This window comes from Sporichthya brevicatena (genome assembly GCF_039525035.1).
Taxonomy (GTDB): Bacteria; Actinomycetota; Actinomycetes; order Sporichthyales; family Sporichthyaceae; genus Sporichthya; species Sporichthya brevicatena.
In genome coordinates, this window is record NZ_BAAAHE010000010.1 from 13,085 (window position 1) to 30,881 (window position 17,797).

The window sequence follows — 17,797 nt, forward strand, 5'->3', positions numbered from 1 at the left end:
GTCAGCCCTCCTTACGGGCCAGCACCCGGAACGCGTTGGAGCCGCCGAAGCGCATGACGGCCGGGCCGAGGTACTTGAAGTCGGCCTTGAAGGTCTGCTGCAGCACCTTCGGGGCGACCTTCCAGATCGCCTCGTGCAGCTTGCGCTGCGCCGGGGTGCGCTCGGGCAGCCAGGGCGAGTCCGGGTTCGGCGAGACGTGCGTGAGGAAGAAGATCACCGCGCAGGACAGCTCGCCGGCGATGTGCGCCTCACGGTGCTGCACGCGCACCGGGTTCAGGCCGCGCTCCTTCAGGGCCGCGAGCAGGTTCGGCAACGGCAGCATGTGCTGGTGCTGCGGCTGGTACCAGGGCGCCCACCAGCGGCCGAAGGCCTTGCCCAGCCAGGACTGCGCGTCGGGCACCTCGATCGAGACGTACGCGCCCTCACGCAGGACGTCGGCGACGACGTCGAGGTCGTGCCGCGGGTCGCGGACGTGCTCCAGGTAGTGGTGCATGGAGATCACGTCGTAACGGTGCCGGATCGCCTCGACGTGGTCGTCGATCTCACCCGGGTAGATCGTGTCGAGCCAGCCGCGCTCCTTGCCGGTGAACAGCGAGGAGCCCATGTCGAGGCCGTCGAACGTGGTGTTCGGCCAGATCTTGCGGGCGTCGTTGGCGAAGTGGCCGTAGCCGGTGCCGACGTCGAGCCAGTTCTTCGGCCCCTCCGGCCCGAAGAAGCCCTCGACGATCTTCGCGCGCGGCTCGTACAGCCAGCCCTGCGAGGCGAAGACGCCGTCGATGAACTCGCGGCCGAAGCCGTCGTAGAAGTCGCGGTAGTAGAACTCCAGGCCCTCGATGTTCAGGCGCGGGTTCTGGAAGATGTGGTTGCAGGTCTTGCAGCGGTCCAGGTAGAACACACCGGGCTTGCGCTGCATGATGTCGGTCGTCCGCAGCCGCTGCGTCAGGTCGGTCGACCCGCACCACGGGCAGTCGTACCGACGCGGCTCGAAGAAACGGCTCCAGCCCCGCTGGATCTCCTCCTGGTACCGCGCGCGCTCCGCCTCGCTCACCTGAGGCATCGTCACTTACCCCCTTCGCGCACCGCGACGATCCGGTACGCATTGCCGTGCGACAACCGCGAGATCAGTGCCTTGTTGACCAGGATGTCGACCTTCAGCGCCGGGTTGATCAGCTTCGGGAAGACCTTCGTCCAGGCGACCTGGTTGACCTTGCGCTGGAGGTCCGAGGCCTCGGTCGCGCGCCACGGGTGGTCCGGGTCCGGCCCGATCTTCGTCATCGCGAACACCAGCGCCATCAGCACCTCGACCGGCTGGTGGGCCTCGGCCTGCTGGACCTCGAGCGGGCGGAAGCCGTGCTCGACGAGGGCCTGCAACAGGTTGCCGACCGGCGGGAAGTTCAGGTGCTGCGGCTGGAAGTACGGGACCCACCACGAGCGGAACACGTGCCGCAGCACGCACTCGGCGTCGGGCATCTCGATCTCGAGGAGCCCGCCGGGCTCCAGTGCGCGGGCCGCGGCGGCGAGCTCGGCCCGCGGGTCGAGGGTGTGCTCCAGGTAGTGGTGCATGGAGATGACGTCGTAGCGGCCGCGGAGCTCGTCGGCGAGCTCGGGGAACGCGTTCTCCCGGTAGGCGTGGGCCAGCCAGCCGCGCTCCAGCGCGCGGTCGACGCCGCTGCCCTGGTCGAGCCCGTCGAAGACGGTGTGCGGCAGGATCTCCGCCGCGTGCTTGGCGAAGTAGCCCCAGCCGGTGCCGACGTCCAGCCACGAACGCGGCCCGTCCGGGCCCGCGTGCCGCTGCACGAGCTGCGCCCGGGCGTGGTTCGCCGGCGCCCCGTAGGACGACATCTCGTCGGCCTGCGCGGCGCCGCGGCCGTCGTAGAAGTCGCGGTAGTAGAAGTTCAGGCCCTCGCCGGTCAGGCGCGGGTTCTGGAAGACGAAGTTGCACGTCTTGCACTTCTCGAGCGTGAAGCGGCCGGGCTTGCGCTGGTACAGCTCCTTCGAGCGCACCTCGACGGTCAGCCGGGTCGACCCGCACCACGGGCAGTCGTGGCGGCGCGGGCCGAAGAAGCGCGCGGTCCCGCCCGCGAGCTGCGCGGCGTACCAGGCGCGGTCGTCGACGGAGTTCTCGGCGGTGGACGTCATGTCAGCTTCTCCAGTCGGTCGGCCGCAGCCGGAGCGCCCCCGGCGGCCTCGAACTCCTCCGCGATCGCCGCGGCGGCGGTCCGGTAGGACGGGTCGGTGAGCACGGCGACGATCGCGTCGCGCAGCTCGGCGGCGGAGACGCGGCCGAACTTCACGCGGATCCCCGCGCCGCACTCGGTCACCTGCGACGCGACGGCCGGCTGGTCGTCGCGAATCGGTGCGACCACCAGCGGCAGGCGGTGGGCGAGCGCCTCGCAGGTCGTGTTGTGGCCGGCGTGGCAGACCACGGCGTCCAGGTGGGGGAGCAGGTCCAGTTGCGGCACCCGCTCGGCGACGAGCACGTTCGGCGGGGGGTTCAGCCCGGCCGGCGGCGCGACGACGACGGCCTGCACCTCGTCGACGAGCGTCCCCAGCGCCTCCATCGCCACCGCGAAGAAGCGGTCGCCGGAGTCGCGGTTCACCGTGCCCAGCGAGATCAGGAGGTGCTTGCGCGCGGGGTCGAACCACGAGAAGTCGAACTCCGGGCCCGGGCCGCGGCCGCCGAACGCGGGCCCGACCATCGCGATGTGCGCGCCCAGCGGGTTCGGCGGGCGCAGCAGCCCCTCGGTGGAGTAGCAGAGGATGAGCTCGGGGGAGAAGCGCAGGTCGACCGGGGGCGTGAGCCCGAACTCCGCCTGCAGGTCGGCCATCCGTTCGTCGGCCCACTCGGTGAGCTTCGGCATCGTCTCGTACTGGCCGGTGAGCTCTGCGGTCGTCGACGCCGACGTCGCCCACGGCAGGTTGCGCTCGCGCGCGACGATCGCGCCGGCGAGCGCCTGCTGGTCCACGAGCATCACGTCCGGGGCGAACTCGTCGGCGGCCGCGCGGACCCCGCGCACCATCGACTGCGCGAGCGGGACGAGGAAGTCCTCCCAGAAGAACCGGAACGCCGTCGCCGCGCGCAGGCCGCGCCACCGTTCGAGACGTGAGGACAGCGGCTCACCGGGGAACTCGTCGTCGACGGCGAACACCGTCGCGTCCGGCGGCAGCACCGAGGCCAGGTAGGAGGAGTTGCCCGCCCAGGCGACGTCGTGCCCGCGTGCGGACAGCTCCGCGGACACCGCGACCAAGGGCAGGATGTGCCCGGTCAGCGGGGGGACGACGAGGAGGAAGCGAGCCACAGTCGTCGATCATGCCAGGGGAGAATGGGCGCTGGGTTCGGGTTGGACCGAGCGACCGGTGAGTGCATTTCGTTGCGAGGGTTTTGCCCGGAATGCCACCCGATCGACGGTGGTGTCAGGCGGGCTCGTGCTCGGCACAGTTCACCCGCAACTCGCGCACGGCCAGCGGCGTTCCGAGCAGGTCGCAGTGGTGCACCACCCCGTCCGTGCGATGGAAGCGGCAGGTGGTGCAGGTCCGCGCCACGGTGATCGCGCCGGAGTCGACGAGGCGGCCGATCACCGAGAGCAGGGCTTCCAGCGTCGCCTCCTGGGCAGAGATCGGCAGCGCCGCGACGGCGAGACCGAACTCGCCGTCGCGGCGCGCGACCTCGGCCGCGAGTGCCCGGCCCGTCGGCGTGACCGCCAGGAAAGATCGGCGGGAGTCCTGCGGGTCGGGTTGCCGTTGGAGCAGGCCCTTCCGCTCCAGCGCGCGTACGGAATCCGTCGCGGTCGGTTGGCTGACACCGACCTCGGTCGCCAGCAGTCCGACGTAGGGCGGCGGCGGGGCGCCGCCGGCCAACGTCACGAGCAGTTCGACCTGAAGTGGCGTCAGACCGTGATCGGTGGCGATCGCCTGTCGCTGCGTTCGGCGCGCGTGCGCGATCCGGTCGAGCGCCGCGGTGATCTTTCCCGGCAGGTCGCCGGCCCGGTCCGGGGTCACCGCCGAATCACCATGTCGTGGGACTGTACGGCCGTGCCCAGAGCGCGACCGAGAGGGTCACCGCCTTCATCCACGCGTGGTACATCGTGTCGACGGCCGCCGGGTCGGACTCGCCGTTGGTCAGGAAGTCGCGGATGGTGACCGTGATCGGCACGATGAGCGCGATCAGGTGACGCAGGGGTACGTAGGCCGACGTCGAGTCCACGCCGTCGGTGCGGTTCTTCTTGGTGGTGTGGTGTCGGACGGCGATCTCGTCCTGGTAGGCCAGCCACCGGGCGTCGTGGTCGCGCGTGCAGAGGTCGGCGATCCACTGGCCGAACCGGCCGCGGACGTCGGCGAGATAGGCGGCATCGGGGGCTCCGTCCGCTCCCGCGAACGTCGCCACGAGATGCGGATTGGCGCCGACGAACCCGTACCAGACATCGAGGATCGCCTCGGTCTGCGGGACCAGAATGTCGGCCGCCCGGCGGAGAGCGGCGGCGTCGGCGTCGGACCACAGTACGGAGGCGTGCAGGGCGGCGAGGTCGCCACGAGTGACGCCGGACGCCGCGAGGGCCGGGTCGTCGTAGGTGTAGCCGGAGAGGGCGCTGTTCACGAGAGGGCTCCGATCGGAGGGAACGGGAGGAGTCACCTCTGTTAAATATAGGAGTCCTATGCAATTGTCCAGATGGCGGAGCCGCCGGGTGTGTTCCCGGCGGGTCAGTGCGTCGTCAGCGCAGGCAGGGCCCGGATGCCTGGGCCGCGAGCCACTCCGTGACGATCTCCCGCACCTGCGGCGTCGCGTCCATCAGCACGGAGTGCCCCACGCCCTCGACGACCGTGAGGGTGGCGTGCGGCAGCAGGTCCTCGAGCTGGCGCCGGTAGTCCGGGACGTCGGACTTCTCGCCGTAGATCGCCCGGATCGGCATGCGCAGGGACCGGAGCCGGTCGCGCTCGATCGGACGCGCCTTGGTCAGGTCCGGGTAGAAGCTCGTGTGGTTCGCGAGGTCGGTGAGGGCGTCCATCATCTTGACGACCTTGCGCCCGAACCGGCGGATCCAGGCCTGGAGGTTCTCCTCGCCCATCTCCGCGACGACGGCCTCGACGCGCTGGCGCTCGGCGGCGATCTGCTCGGCCCAGCCGTCCACGTTGAAGTGAGCCTCAATCAGAACCAGGCTCGCGACCCGCTCGGGGTGGTCGACGGCGAAGTCGAGCGCGATGGTTCCGCCGTAGCTGTTGCCGACCAGGTGCACCGGGGTGGAGATCTCCAGGGCGTCCAGCACCCCGGTCAGGTCCGCGATGGAGTCCTCCATCGTGTAGCCGGTGCGCGGCCGCTCCGTGTCGCCGTGGCCGCGCAGGTCGTAGAGCACGCACTCGGCGCCGGTCTTCGCGACCGCCCCCGCGACCGTGTAGTAGAAGCTGGCCATGTTGTCCATGCCGAGGCCGTGCAGGAACACGACCGGCGGCGCCGTGCGCTCACCGGTCGGGCGGTTGAGGTGCTGGACGTGGAACCGCACCCCGTTCGCGATCACTTCGGGCATGGAGGTGTCTCGGCTCGTCAGTTGCGAACGCTGAGCACGTACTCGACGACGGTGCCCACGCGCATCTCGATGATCTCGTCCAGGTCCTTGTCGGCGAGGAAGCCCGCGAAGTCGACGTCGCCGCCGTAGTGCTCGGTGAGCTTCGCGCCGAACTTCACGAACTCGATCGACTCCATCTCGAGGTCGTCCTCGAACGAGGTGTCCATCCCGATCTCGAGGTCGAGCAGGTACTCCTCGCCGATGGTCTCGGTGATGAGCCGGCGCACGACATCGAGAACCTCCGCCTCGGCGGTGGTGCGTGCGTCGACAGTCATGGCGGTCTCCTCGAAGTGCGGGCAGTTCATGATCCCAGGTTCGTTCCCAGGATGTCGGATTCTCTCGTCCAGCCGACGGCGTACGGGACCGGAAGTTCGCCGGAACGGGTGCTCACCCACCGTCCGTTCCCGTCCACAACGACCAGCAACCGGTCGTTTTCGACACGGGTCACCACGAACCGGGCAGGGCGCCCACCGAGGCCCGTTCCCGCCGCTTTCGCCACCGCCTCCTTGGCGGTCCAGAACCGGGTGACCCACGCGGCCCGGACGGCCGGGTCGCCCCCGGCCGGGGCGACGGTCTCCAGCAGCTCCCGTTCGGACTCGGTGAGCAGGGCGGCCTCGGCCGGGGCGTCGGCCACGAGCTCGAGGTCGATCCCCACCCCGCCGGGGCCGGAGCCGGCGAGGGCGGCGGCGAACGGACCCGAGTGCGCGAGCGAGAGACTCACGCCCTCACCGGGGCCGGTCGCGTAGGGCGCGCCGAGGCTGTCGTTCCCGATCCCGACCTCGGCCGGGTAGATCGGGCCGTGCCCGGCGGCCCAGCGGTGGGCGCGTACGGCGTCCTTCGCGGCGATGCGGCCGAGCAGCCAGTGCCGCGCCGCGCGCGGGGTCCGGCCGGCGAGCTCGTTCTCCTCGGCGGGCGCGAGGTACTGACGGCGAGCCAGGTCCCGGGCGACCGGGTCGGTCCACGGCTCGACGAGCAGGAACCAGCCGCCGGGCTGTTCCTGCGCGAGCGTCGACGTCGCCGGGCGGCGGAACGCCTCGACGGTCACCGGGTCGCCCTCCAGGCGTCGGTCCGTCCAGCCGGTGACGTGGCACCACAGGTTGCCGGCGCCGTCGCGCAGCTCCAGATCGGCGACGACCTCGACGTCCGTCGCCGACCGAACGCGAACGACCGTCGCGTACGTGGCACCGACCGCCGGGGGCGGGCCGAAGAAGCTGACCGAGCCGATCGTCGCGGGCAGCACGAGCGAGTTCTCGGGGTGGATCGCGACCCAGTACCCGAGCAGCTGGCCCGCGGCGTCGAGCAGCGAGCCCGGCGCGGGCAGCTCGGCCACGACGCCCCGGACGCCGTCGTCGGCGATCGCCGTGAGCTCCCGGACGCCCTGGAACTCCGGGCCGTGGAACATCCACCGCTCGGAGTACAGCCCGCGGCCGTCGGTCGCGGGCGCGCGCTCCCTGGTCAGCGGGGCGTCCCGCAGCGCCGGAGCCGCGGGGTAGTCGTCGGCGAGCAGCACCGTCGCTCGGGCGTAGGTCTCGACGGGGCCGTCCCCGACCGAGCCGTCCACGACGACGGAGACGACCGTCAGGTCCGCCCCGCCGTTCTCCCGCGGCTGCTCGGTCGCGGTGATGCGCAGCGCGACCTCGGGCTCGACCGCCAGTGGCCGCAGGGCGCGCACCCCCCGCACGCCGGTGACCACTCGCTCCGGGACCAGCGCCGCCGCGGCCTCGACGATCAGCGCGATCGTCCCCGTCATCGGCACGATCGGGTACCGCGCCCCCGCCGGCGCCTCCGCCGGAGCCTGCAGCAGCGCGTGGTCCGTGAGGTACGGGTCGCTCCCCAGCGACATCCGCCGCTCCGTCACCGCGCTCCGCGGCCCGCGGTCTCCCCGGCCGCCCTCTCCCCGAAAGTGCACTCCAGCACCCGGATTTTGCGTTCCGGGGTGCTGTGCTGCGCTTTCGGGAGAAGGGCGACGGTGCTGGGCTGCGCTTTCGGGGGACGCGGCGGCGAGGACGTCCGCCGCGGCGGAGTTCACCTCCGCGACGAAGGCCCGGAACTCGTCCGCGACCGCCCCACTCCTGGAGATGACATCTCCACCGACGGGGCCGATTCCGCTGGAGATGACATCTCCACCGGGGGCGGCGCCGGGGGGCGTCGGGGGTGTGAGGGTCGGGCGGTCGTCGCCCAGGCGGAGCAAGGGGGCCCCGAGCGCGAGCGGGACGGCGAGGCCGGGGCGGCGCGGGGCGGCCGGGGTGGGGGCGGGATCCTCGGCCGGCTGCTCGGCGGCGAGGCGGGAGAAGCGGGGGGCGGCGCCCTCGGCCCACAGCGCGGCGGCGACGCGGCGGAGCTGCTCGAGGCCCGACCGCTTCGGGATGTTCGCGCTGATCACCAGGTGCGGGGTGGCGGGGTTGTCGAGGGTGTCCTCGACGAAGCCCGGGAGGCTGCCGGTCCCGACCTGGACGAACGCGCGGACGCCCTCGGCGTACAGCCGCTGGATCAGCGGGCCGAACAGGACGGGCTCGACGAGGTTGCGCAGCAGCATCGACCGGACCTCGGCCTCCTCGGCCGGGTACGGGGCGACGGTCGTCGCCGACCACAGCGGCACGGAGACCTGACGCAGCGTCAGCCCGGCGATGAAGTCGCGGGTCGGCCCGAGGTACGGCTCCAGGTAGGGGGTGTGGAAGCCGGACTTGAACGGCAGCAGCGACCCGGCGACCCCCCGCTCGCGCAGGCGGTCGAGCGCGACGTCCACCTGGGCCTGCTCGCCGCAGATGATCGACTGGTGCGGGCAGTTGTCGTGGGAGAGCACGACGCGCTCCAGGCCCGCGATGGCCTCGACGGCGACCGACGCCCCGCACCCGAGCACCGCGAACACCAGGTCCGGCACGCCGGGGCCGGAGTCGAACGCGCGGGTCGAGTCGGCGAACTCCTCGAACGGGGCGCCGCCCGCGGCGATCAGCGCGCTCCACTCACCGATGCTGTGGCCGGCGACGACGTCCGGGCGGATGTCCATCGCCCGCAGCGCGCGGTCCAGCAGCCGCCCGACGCCGGCGAGCTCCAGCCCGCGCCGACCGAGCCCGGCGTCCGCCGCGCTGCGGACCGGCGGCAGGCCGAAGTGGGCGGCGACGTCGTCCACGCGCGGGGAGAAGACCTCCTCCAGGCCGGGGAACAGGAACGCGACGCGGCCTCCGCCGGGGCCGAGCAGTGGGGACGTCGAGAACCACACGTCGTTGCGGCCGCGCCAGGGTCGCCCCTGCGCCACGACCTTGCGGGCCAGCGCCAGCCGCTTCGCGTCCGGGTTGACGATCGCGAGCCGGGCGGGCCCACCGACCGGCGGCGCCCAGGTGTCGTCGCGCGCCAGCAGGACGTCGTCGGCGGCGTCGAGCTGGGCGGCGATCGCCGTCGCGTCCGCGCCGGTGAACAGCAGCACCTTCTCCGCCGTCGCGTCCGCCACGTCGGACGTCCCGCCGGACGACGCGAGGTAGGCGGGGGAGTCGCTGCTGCGGAGTTCCTCGAGGACGACGTGGGCGTTGATGCCGCCGAAGCCGAAGGCGTTGACGCCGGCGCGGCGGGGGCCGTCGGCCTCCCACTCCTGCAACGCGGTGACGGGGGCGAAGCGGGTCCCCTCGAGCGCCGGGTGCGGGTCGTCGCAGTGCAGCGTCGGAGGCAGGAAGCCGCCGGAGACGGCGAGCGCGGCCTTGATCAGGCCGGCGGCGCCGGCGGCGGGCATGGCGTGCCCGATCATCGACTTCACCGAGCCGATGCCGATGTCGGGGCCGCCGGCGGACGGTCCGAAGACCTCGGTGAGCGAGGCGAGTTCGGTCGCGTCACCGGCGACCGTGGCCGTCCCGTGCGCCTCGATGAGACCGACGGACCCCGGCGTGCGCGGGTCGACGCCCGCCGCGGCCCACGCGGCGTTCATCGCCGCGACCTGACCGGCGGACTGAGGGGCCATCAGGCTGGCCGCGCGACCGTCGCCGGCGACCCCGGTCCCGCGGATGACGGCGTAGACCCGCTCGTCGTCGCGGACGTCGGCGAGCCGCTTCAGCACGACGACGGCGGTGCCCTCACCGATGAGGATCCCGTCCGCGCCCCGGTGGAACGGCCGGATCCGCTCGCTCGGCGAGAGCGCGCCGAGCAGGTTGAAGCCCGACCAGAACGTGATGTCGTGGCAGTGGTGCACGCCGCCGGCGAGGACGACGTCGCACCGGCCCGAGGCGAGGTCGCGCACCGCGTGGTCGACGGCGATCAGCGACGACGCGCAGGCGGCGTCCACCGTGTACGCCGGCCCCGCGAGGTCGAGGCGGTTCGCGGTCCGGGAGGCGACGAGGTTCGGCACCATCAGGTCGATGCCGGACTCCTCGCGGAGCTCGCCGGCGCGGGCGGAGAACGAGGCCCGCACCGACTCCAGCTGCTCGTCCGAGATGCCTGGCATCAGCTCGCGGAGGGTGGCGACGAGCTGGTTCGCGGTGCGGACGCGGTCGACGAACCGCGCCATGCCCGCGTTGAAGTAGCCGCCGCGCCCCAGCACGATGCCGACCTTGCGCCGGTCGCCGAGGGCGTCGGGCCCGCCGGCGTCGTCGATCGCGGCGGCGGCGGTGGCCAGCGCGACCAGTTGCTCGGCCTCGATGTCCCCGACGGCCATCGGCATGATGCCGAAGCGCATCGGGTCGATCGTCACCTCGCCGACGAAGCCGCCCCGCCGGCAGTACATCCGGTCGCCGGGGCGCGTCTTGGCCGCGCCGGGATCGTAGAACTCGGGATCCCACCGCGAGGCGGGGACGTCGGTGATGGCGTCCACCCCGGCGCGCAGGTTCTCGCGATAGGTGGCGAGGTCGGGCGCACCGGGTAGCACGGCCGCCATCCCGACGATGGCTACCGCGGTCCCCCCTGTGCTGTCAGTCGTCGACTGACGCATCGTCGTGCTAGCCCCCGAGCCCACCACTGAACGCTACGTCGAAAGCGGCCGGCTCGGCACACACGTACACCACCTGGGGGCCCGCGCCGTGCGCGAGCTCACGGAGCAGCGCGGTCACGCCGTCCTCCGGGTGGATCGCGCCGACACCCTGCCGGGCGTAGCTGCGCAGCAGCTCGGCGGACACCATGCCGTCGCCGGCGGTGCCGGTGGGGAGCCAAGGGCCCCAGTCGACGCTGACGACCCGTCCGGTGAAGCGGGTCTCCCACGCGCGGGCCAGGCAGTCGAGCGCGTCGTTCGCCGCGGCGTAGTCGCACTGGCCGCGGTTGCCGAAGACACCCGAGACGCTGCCGAAGAGCACCAGGAACTTCAGGTCGGCCGGGAGGGCGGACGCCAGCGCACGGGCGCCGTCGACCTTGGTCTCCCAGACGCGGGCGAACCCGTCGGTGGACTTGTCGGCGATCAAGCGGTCGTCGAGGACGCCGGCCCCGTGCACGACACCGTCGATGCGGCCGTGACGCGCCATCACCTCGGCGATGCCGTCCGAGACCGCGGCGGCGTCGCGGACGTCGACCGCGGCGTAGGTGACGGACGCGGCGACCGACTGCAGGGCCGTCATCGTCGCGCGGATCTCACGCTCGGCCATCAGACGGGCGACCTCGCGCTCGACCTGCGCCGGGACGGTGACGCCGGACGCGATCAGCGCCCGCCGCAAGGCGGCCTCGTCGGTCGCGCCCGCGGTCGCGGGGTCCTCCTCGGCGGCCGGCAGCGGGCTGCGGCCCCAGAGCACGATGTGGCACCCGGCGACCCCGGCCAGACCGGCCGCGGTCCGCGCGGTGATGCCGCGCGCGCCGCCGGTCAGCAGGACGACCGAGCCGGGCGTGAGTCCGAGCTGGGTGGCGGACGGCAGGGCGTCGACCTCCAGCGGGGCCGCCGTCAGCGTCAGCGTCGAGCGGACGCCCTCGGCGTACCCGACGACCTCGGGCCCGGCCGGGTGCACCAGCTCGGCGACCAGGCGGGAGGTGAGGAGTTCCGCCGTCTCCTTCGGGTCGATGTCGAGCGCGCGGCACGAGACGTGCGGGTACTCGCGGGCGATCGTGCGGACCAGGCCGGCCAGACCCATGCCGGCCGGCGCGTCCGAGCGCGGCGGGGCGTCGCCCGCGGTGCGGTGGCCCATGCGGCCGCCGGTGCCGGTGACGACGAGCAGCTGCCGGGCCCCACCGAGCACGGCGCGGCGCAGGACCGCGAACGCGTCGGGCAGTGACGGCGGCTCGCTCGGGCCGGCGGCACCGAGGTGGACGAGGATGTCGACGTCGCCGAGCTCGGTGTCCGGGTCCGTGGAGACGGTGCGGACGGTCGCGCCCCGCGCGGTCAGCGCGTCGGCCAGCTCGATGCCGATGCCGAGCCCACCACCGACCATCGTGACGTGACGGCCGTTCAGGTTGCCGTCCGCCGTGACCGGGGTCGTGGGCACCAGCTCCAGCAGGTACCGGCGGACCGGCTCCCGGTCGGTCAGGGCGTCGGCGGGCGCGTCGACGGTCACGACCGGCTCGGTCGCCACCACCGGGGCGGGGGCCGCGTCGCCGACGATCGCGTCGACCATCGCGCGCATGGTGCGCAGGCGGGAGAGCTTGGCCTGGGCGTCCTCGTCGAGCCCGGCCTCGGGGAGGCGGTCGGCGAGGAGGCCGAGGATCTCGGTGCGCTTGAGGGAGGCGATCGACAGGTCGGCCTCGAGGTCGAGGTCGACGTCGAGCATCTCGGTCGGGTAGCCGGTCCGCTCGGCGATCAGGTCGGTGAGGACGCTCTGCACCCGCTCGGCCGGAAGGCCCGCGGCCGGAGCGGCCGCGACGGGCGTGACCGCCGGAGCCGCCGGATCCGTCGGAGCCGCCGGAGCGGTCTCGACGATCGCGGCGACCATCCCGGCCATGGTGCGGATCCGGGAGAGCTTGGCCTGGGCGTCCTCGTCGAGGCCGGCCTCGGGGAGGCGGTCGGCGAGCAGGCCGAGGATCTCGGTGCGCTTGAGGGAGGCGATCGACAGGTCGGCCTCGAGGTCGAGGTCGGCGCCGAGCATCTCGGCGGGGTAGCCGGTGCGCTCGGCGATCAGCTCGGTCAGGACGGTGAGGACGCGGTCCGCGGTGAGTTCGGCGGGCGGCGCGGCGACCGGCGTGGCGACCGGCGCGACGACCGGCGCGGCGGGTGCCGGGGCCGGGACGACGACCGGAGCCGGCTCGACGATCGGCGCGGGGGCGACGGTCTCCCCGACGGGAGCAGTCGCAGCCACCGGCTGCGCGACCGGAGCCGGCTGGGCCCCCGGAACGGCCGGCGCCACGGGGGCGGGGGCCGAGCCGAGGAAACCGAGCACGACGTCACGCTGGGCCGCGATCATCTCGCGGCCGGCGCGGAGGAACTCGAGCACGACGGCCTCGCGGCCGTCGGCCGGGGCGGGAGCAACAGCAGCGGGCGAGACCGGCGCGGCGGGCGCGGGCATCCCCTGGGCGGGCGTCACCGGAGCGGCGGCCGAGATCTCGACGCGCTGAGCCGGCTGGAGGCCGTTGGCCACGGGCTTCCCTTCGGCGGTGCGGACCAGGTGCCCGTTGACGACCCAACCGGGCCGGCGCGGGACGTCCTGGGCGGACACGACGGCGGTATCGCGTCCGGCGTACAAGGCCGTGGTGTCGACGGTGACACCGGCGGCGGACAGGCGGCCCAGCGCGGTGAGCAGGGCGGTCACGCCGTGCTTGCCGGGGGCGTCGGTCGCGATCGCGACGTGCGGGCGGTCGCCGAGGATCGCGCCGACCAGGCCGGTCAGCACGCGGCCCGGGCCGCACTCGACGAAGACGCGGGCGCCGGCGGCGTACATCGCCTCGATCTGCTCGGTGAAGCGGACCGGCGAGGCGACCTGCTCCGCGAGCAGCTCGCGCACCGCGGACGACCCGAGCGGGTACGGGGCGGCGGTCGCGTTGGCCCACACCGGCAGGTGCGGCGACCCGATCTGACGACGCATCAGCTCAGCCTCGAGCGTGCGCGACGCGTCGGCGACGAGCGGGGAGTGGAACGCGCACGCGACCGGGATGCGCTGCGCAGTGATGCCGCCGTCCTTGAGTGCGGCCACCGCGGACTCGATCGCGGCGGTCGGGCCGGAGATCACGGTCTGGTCGGGGGAGTTCAGGTTCGCGACGACGACGCCACCGGAGCTCATCTGCCCGTTGAGCGTGGCGCGGATGGCCGCCTCGCCGGCGGAGACCGCGGCCATCGTGCCGGGGTCGCCACCGGCCGCGGCGAGGATGGCCTCGCCCCGCGCGGCGGAGATCTCCAGCAGGTCGGCCGGGCTGATCGCGCCGGCCGCGCAGAGGGCGACGAGTTCGCCGTAGGAGTGGCCGGCGAGGTGATCCGGCGTCAGGCCGAGGGCGCGCAACGTCCGGAACATCGCGAGGTCCGCGATGCCGAGCGCCGGCTGCGCGACCCGGGTGTCGGTGAGCGCCGCACGCTGAGTATCACGGGTCGCGTCGTCGAACGCGGCGGGCGGGAACATCGTCGGCACCCAGCGGGCGCCGATCTCGAGCAGGTCCTGCAGCCGCGGGAACGCCGTGAACAGGTCCGCGAGCATGCCGGGACGCTGGCTGCCCTGCCCCGGGAAGAGGAAGGCCACCTCGCCGGCGGGCTCGTCCTGAATTCGGCCGTCGGCGACGAAGACCGCCGGGCCGGGGGTGAACGCCTTCGCGGCGGGGATCTTCGCCGCGAGGTCGTCGAGGTCGGTCGCGACGAACGCGACCTGCACCGTGCCGGTGGAGAGCTCGTCGAAGGTCCGGGCCAGGTCACGCAGCCGCCACGGGCGACCGGCACCGTCGTTGGCCGCGCACAGGGCGACGAGCTCGTCGAGTGCCGCGCCGGCCTCGGCGCGGGTCGCGCCGCGGGCGAGGAACAGCTCGGCCGGCCACTGGTCCAGGCCGGACCGCGGCGCCGGCGCGTTCGTGTACCCGGTCAGGACGGTGTGGAAGTTCGTGCCGCCGAAGCCGAAGGCGCTGACGCCGGCGACGCGGGGCCGGTCGGCCGGCCAGGGGCGCGCCTGGGTGTCGAAGACGAAGGGGTTCTCGCCCGCGGCCCAGGCCGGGTTCGGGGTGGTCAGCTGCCCGGTCGGCGGGAGGACGCCGGTGTGCAGCGCGAGCGAGGCCTTGATGACGCCGGCCAGGCCGGCGGTGCACTTGGTGTGCCCGATCTGGGACTTCACCGACCCGAGCGCGCACGACGCCGGTGCCGCGCCGGCCTCCGCGAAGACCTCGGAGAGAACGGTGAGCTCGGTGCGGTCGCCGACCACGGTGCCGGTGCCGTGGGCCTCGACGAGGCCGACGTCGGCCGGGGAGACGCCCGCCTGCGCGTAGGCCCGCTCCAGCGCACGGCGCTGGCCCTCGGGCCGCGGGGCGGTGAGGCCGAGAGACTTGCCGTCGGACGAGGAGCCGATGCCGGAGATCACCGCGTAGATCCGGTCGCCGTCGCGCTCCGCGTCCACGCGGCGCTTGAGCACGATCGCGGCCACGCCCTCGCCGAGCGCGATGCCGTCGGCGCTCGCGTCGAAGGGCTTGCAGTGACCGGTCGGGGAGAGCGCGCCGACCGAGGCGAACTGCAGGTAGTCCTGGATGCCGTTGTGGATGTCCGCGCCGCCGGCGAGCACCATGTCCGCGCCGCCGCCGCGCAGGTGCATGCACGCGACCTCGAGCGCGGCCAGCGCCGAGCCGCAGGCGGCGTCGACGGTGTAGTTGGCGCCGCCGAGGTCCAGGCGGTTGGCGATGCGGCCGGAGATGACGTTGGCGAGCGCGCCCGGGAACGAGTCCTCGGTCAGCTTGGGCAGCAGCGCGTCGAGCTCGGCCGGCAGCTCGCCGTGGAACTGCGGGTAGAGCGCGCGGAAGGTGTAGGCGGCCGAGAGGTCGGTGCCGGGCTCGGCGCCGAAGATGACGCCGGTCCGCTCGCGGTCGAACTCGCGGCCCGCGGCGCCCGCGGTGGCGTACCCGGCGTCGCGCAGCGCGCGGGCGGCGACCTCGAGGGCCAGCAGCTGCACGGGCTCGATCGAGGCCAGGGCCTGCGGCGGGATGCCGTACTTCAGCGCGTCGAACGGGATGTCGGGCAGGAAACCGCCCCACTTGGAGGTGGAACCCGTGCCGCCGTCGCCCTCGTAGTAGGTCTTCGGGTCCCAGCGCTCGGTGGGCACCTCGGTGATCGCGTCGTGGTTCGCGAGCACGTGCGCCCAGAACTCGGCGAGTTCGGCGGCCTGCGGGAAGACGCCCGCCATGCCGACGATCGCGATGTCGAGCCCGGCGTCGCTCTCGCCCTGCGGGGTGAGGTCGAGCTCGGCGGCCCGGGCGGCGAGGAACTTGGCCGCGCCGCGGGTCACCGACGCGTGCAGGTCGGCCACCGTCGTCACCGACGAGCGCAGCCGCGCCACGTCGCCGATCATCACCATGCCGTCGCGGGCCTGGGTGTTCTCGTCGACGGGGATCAGGGCGCTGCCCTCGCGCCGGATGCCCTTGCTCGCGATCCGGAGCCGGCCGACGTTGAGCTTCTCGAGCTCGGCCCAGACCTGCTCGCGCGGCGTGCCGGCGGCGAGCATCTGGTCGCGCACCGAGGCGAAGGTGTCGACGAACGCCGTCGGCGCGCAGCGGGTGGCGTGCCCGGGGGCGGTCTCGAGCAGGACGGTCGAGTCGCACGCGATCGCGGCCCGCTGGAACGCCGGGCCGATCGCGCCCGCGCTGACCGCCTCGGCGGTGAACAGGTACGCGGTGCCCATCAGGACGCCGGCGCGGCCTCCCGCGGCGGTGATCGGCGCGGCGGCCGCGGCCACCATCGCCGCGGACCGGGCGTCGTGGATGCCGCCGGCGAACAGGACGTCCAGCTCGCCCGTGCAGTGGTGCTGCTCGCCGTAGGCGAGCAGGTGGCGGATCTGCTCGTCCCAGAGCGGGAAGCTCGCGCGCGGGCCGACGTGACCGCCGCACTCCGAGCCCTCGAACACGAAGCGGCGGGCGCCCTCGGCGAGGAAGCGGTCGAGCAGCGCGGGGGAGGGGACGTGCAGGAACGTCGTGATCCCGGCCGCCTCCAGCGGGGCGGCCTGCGCCGGGCGGCCCCCGGCGATCAGCGCGTACTTCGGGCCGACCTCGTGCACGGCCTCGAGCTGGGCGGCCCGGACCTTGTCGGGGACGAAGCCGAGGATGCCGACACCCCAGGGGAGGTCGCCGAGCAGCTCGGCGGTCTCGACCAGCAGGGCCCGCGCGTCCTCGCCGGTCATCAGCGCGAGGGCGAGGAAGGGGAGCCCGCCCTGCTCGGCGACGGCCTTGGCGAAGGCGGCCTGGTCGGACACGCGCGTCATCGGGCCCTGCACGACCCGGGGGGCCCAGTCCGCGCGCTGCGTGGTGGCGACGGCGGCGGGGATGGAGGACTCGATCTGGGCGGCGACGGCGGCGACGATCCCGCCGGCGGTGACGTGCCGCTCGGCCAATGGGCGGGCGAGCGCACCGTCCTGACCGACGGGCAGGGCGGTCAGCGTCGCGCCGAGCCGGCTCGCGAGCCCCTCGGCGTCGGGGCGGGTCAGGTCGGGGCGGGTGTAGATGCGGTGCCCACCGACGACGGCGGTCTCGGTGCCGTCCATCGCCCGGACGGCCGCCTCGACCTCACGCGGGAGCTCGCACTCGCGAGCCAGCGCGAGCTGGGAGTCGAGGACGACGCCGGTGGCGCCGCCGGCGATCGCGGCGGCCGCGGTGTGCGGGCCGATGCCGCCGGCCAGCCAGATCTCGGGCGCCGCGCCGGACGCGGTGCGCAGGTCGGCGGAGAGCAGGAGCTGGAGCAGGACGAACGCGCTGGCCTCGCCGCTGACCCCGGACTCGGAGCCGCGGGCCAGCAGCCGGGTCGCGCCGGCGGCGACGGCGTCGCGTGCGGCCGCCACGGAGCCGACCTCGACCAGCACCGAGCGGTCGGCGCCGACGGCGGCCGGGCTCCACGGCGCGTCGGCCGCGAGCACGACCAGGTTCACGGCGGCCGGCAGGTCGGCGGGGGTCAGGGCGCACGCGGCGCCGACGCGGACCCCGAGCGGGCCGCGCCACCAGGAGGTGGCCTCGGCGAGGGCACTCAACGCGGTCTCGCGGTCCGCGCCCAGGTCCAGGACGCCGGTGGCGCCGGAGCGGGCGATCGCGACCGCCAGGGCAGCGTCGGGCGCGGCGAACGGCGTGATCCCGAGGATCCGCCGGTGCCCGCTCGTCGTGCCCATGACCTGCGTGTCCTCCGTTACCAGTCGGTGTGGGTGGCGGCGCCCGTCCCGCGGCGCGCGCCTGTCCTCGGCTGGGAGCCC

The 17,797-nt window shown here is 73.9% G+C and carries 9 protein-coding genes; all 9 read right to left on the bottom strand.

Annotated elements, in window-relative coordinates:
- Position 1: 1 nt before the first annotated feature.
- Positions 2 to 1,048, bottom strand: a complete 1,047-nt coding sequence (locus tag ABD401_RS06915; RefSeq protein WP_344602994.1) for a class I SAM-dependent methyltransferase — start codon at positions 1,046 to 1,048, stop codon at positions 2 to 4.
- An 11-nt stretch (positions 1,049 to 1,059) separates the two neighbouring features.
- Complete coding sequence (locus tag ABD401_RS06920) at positions 1,060 to 2,139, bottom strand: class I SAM-dependent methyltransferase (protein ID WP_344602996.1); 1,080 nt, start codon at positions 2,137 to 2,139, stop codon at positions 1,060 to 1,062.
- Entirely contained in the window at positions 2,136 to 3,299 is a 1,164-nt protein-coding gene (locus ABD401_RS06925) for a glycosyltransferase (RefSeq protein ID WP_344602998.1), read from the bottom strand. The genes ABD401_RS06920 and ABD401_RS06925 overlap by 4 nt, the downstream gene beginning before the upstream one ends.
- Before the next feature lie 115 nt (positions 3,300 to 3,414).
- Positions 3,415 to 3,999 carry a MarR family winged helix-turn-helix transcriptional regulator gene (locus ABD401_RS06930; protein WP_344603000.1) on the bottom strand — a complete coding sequence of 195 codons (585 nt, stop codon included), beginning with the start codon at positions 3,997 to 3,999 and terminating at the stop codon, positions 3,415 to 3,417.
- Between the two features lie 7 nt (positions 4,000 to 4,006).
- Positions 4,007 to 4,594 carry a protoglobin domain-containing protein gene (locus ABD401_RS06935; protein ID WP_344603002.1) on the bottom strand — a complete coding sequence of 196 codons (588 nt, stop codon included), beginning with the start codon at positions 4,592 to 4,594 and terminating at the stop codon, positions 4,007 to 4,009.
- Positions 4,595 to 4,709: 115 nt separating this feature from the next.
- Positions 4,710 to 5,519 carry an alpha/beta fold hydrolase gene (locus ABD401_RS06940; RefSeq protein WP_344603004.1) on the bottom strand — a complete coding sequence of 270 codons (810 nt, stop codon included), beginning with the start codon at positions 5,517 to 5,519 and terminating at the stop codon, positions 4,710 to 4,712.
- A gap of 17 nt (positions 5,520 to 5,536) precedes the next feature.
- A complete protein-coding gene (locus ABD401_RS06945; RefSeq protein ID WP_344603006.1) occupies positions 5,537 to 5,833 on the bottom strand; it encodes a phosphopantetheine-binding protein in 297 nt (98 codons plus the stop codon).
- 26 nt (positions 5,834 to 5,859) lie between these two features.
- Complete coding sequence (locus ABD401_RS06950) at positions 5,860 to 10,470, bottom strand: beta-ketoacyl synthase N-terminal-like domain-containing protein (protein ID WP_344603200.1); 4,611 nt, start codon at positions 10,468 to 10,470, stop codon at positions 5,860 to 5,862.
- A 7-nt stretch (positions 10,471 to 10,477) separates the two neighbouring features.
- Complete coding sequence (locus ABD401_RS06955; protein WP_344603008.1) at positions 10,478 to 17,716, bottom strand: SDR family NAD(P)-dependent oxidoreductase; 7,239 nt, start codon at positions 17,714 to 17,716, stop codon at positions 10,478 to 10,480.
- Positions 17,717 to 17,797: the final 81 nt, after the last annotated feature.

Bases quoted from the DNA above. Each gene is read 5' to 3' on its own strand.
- ABD401_RS06950 (WP_344603200.1), bottom strand. From the start codon at position 10,470: ATGCGTCAGTCGACGACTGACAGCACAGGGGGGACCGCGGTAGCCATC.
- ABD401_RS06955 (WP_344603008.1), bottom strand. From the start codon at position 17,716: ATGGGCACGACGAGCGGGCACCGGCGGATCCTCGGGATCACGCCGTTC.
- ABD401_RS06945 (WP_344603006.1), bottom strand. From the start codon at position 5,833: ATGACTGTCGACGCACGCACCACCGCCGAGGCGGAGGTTCTCGATGTC.
- ABD401_RS06920 (WP_344602996.1), bottom strand. From the start codon at position 2,139: ATGACGTCCACCGCCGAGAACTCCGTCGACGACCGCGCCTGGTACGCC.
- ABD401_RS06940 (WP_344603004.1), bottom strand. From the start codon at position 5,519: ATGCCCGAAGTGATCGCGAACGGGGTGCGGTTCCACGTCCAGCACCTC.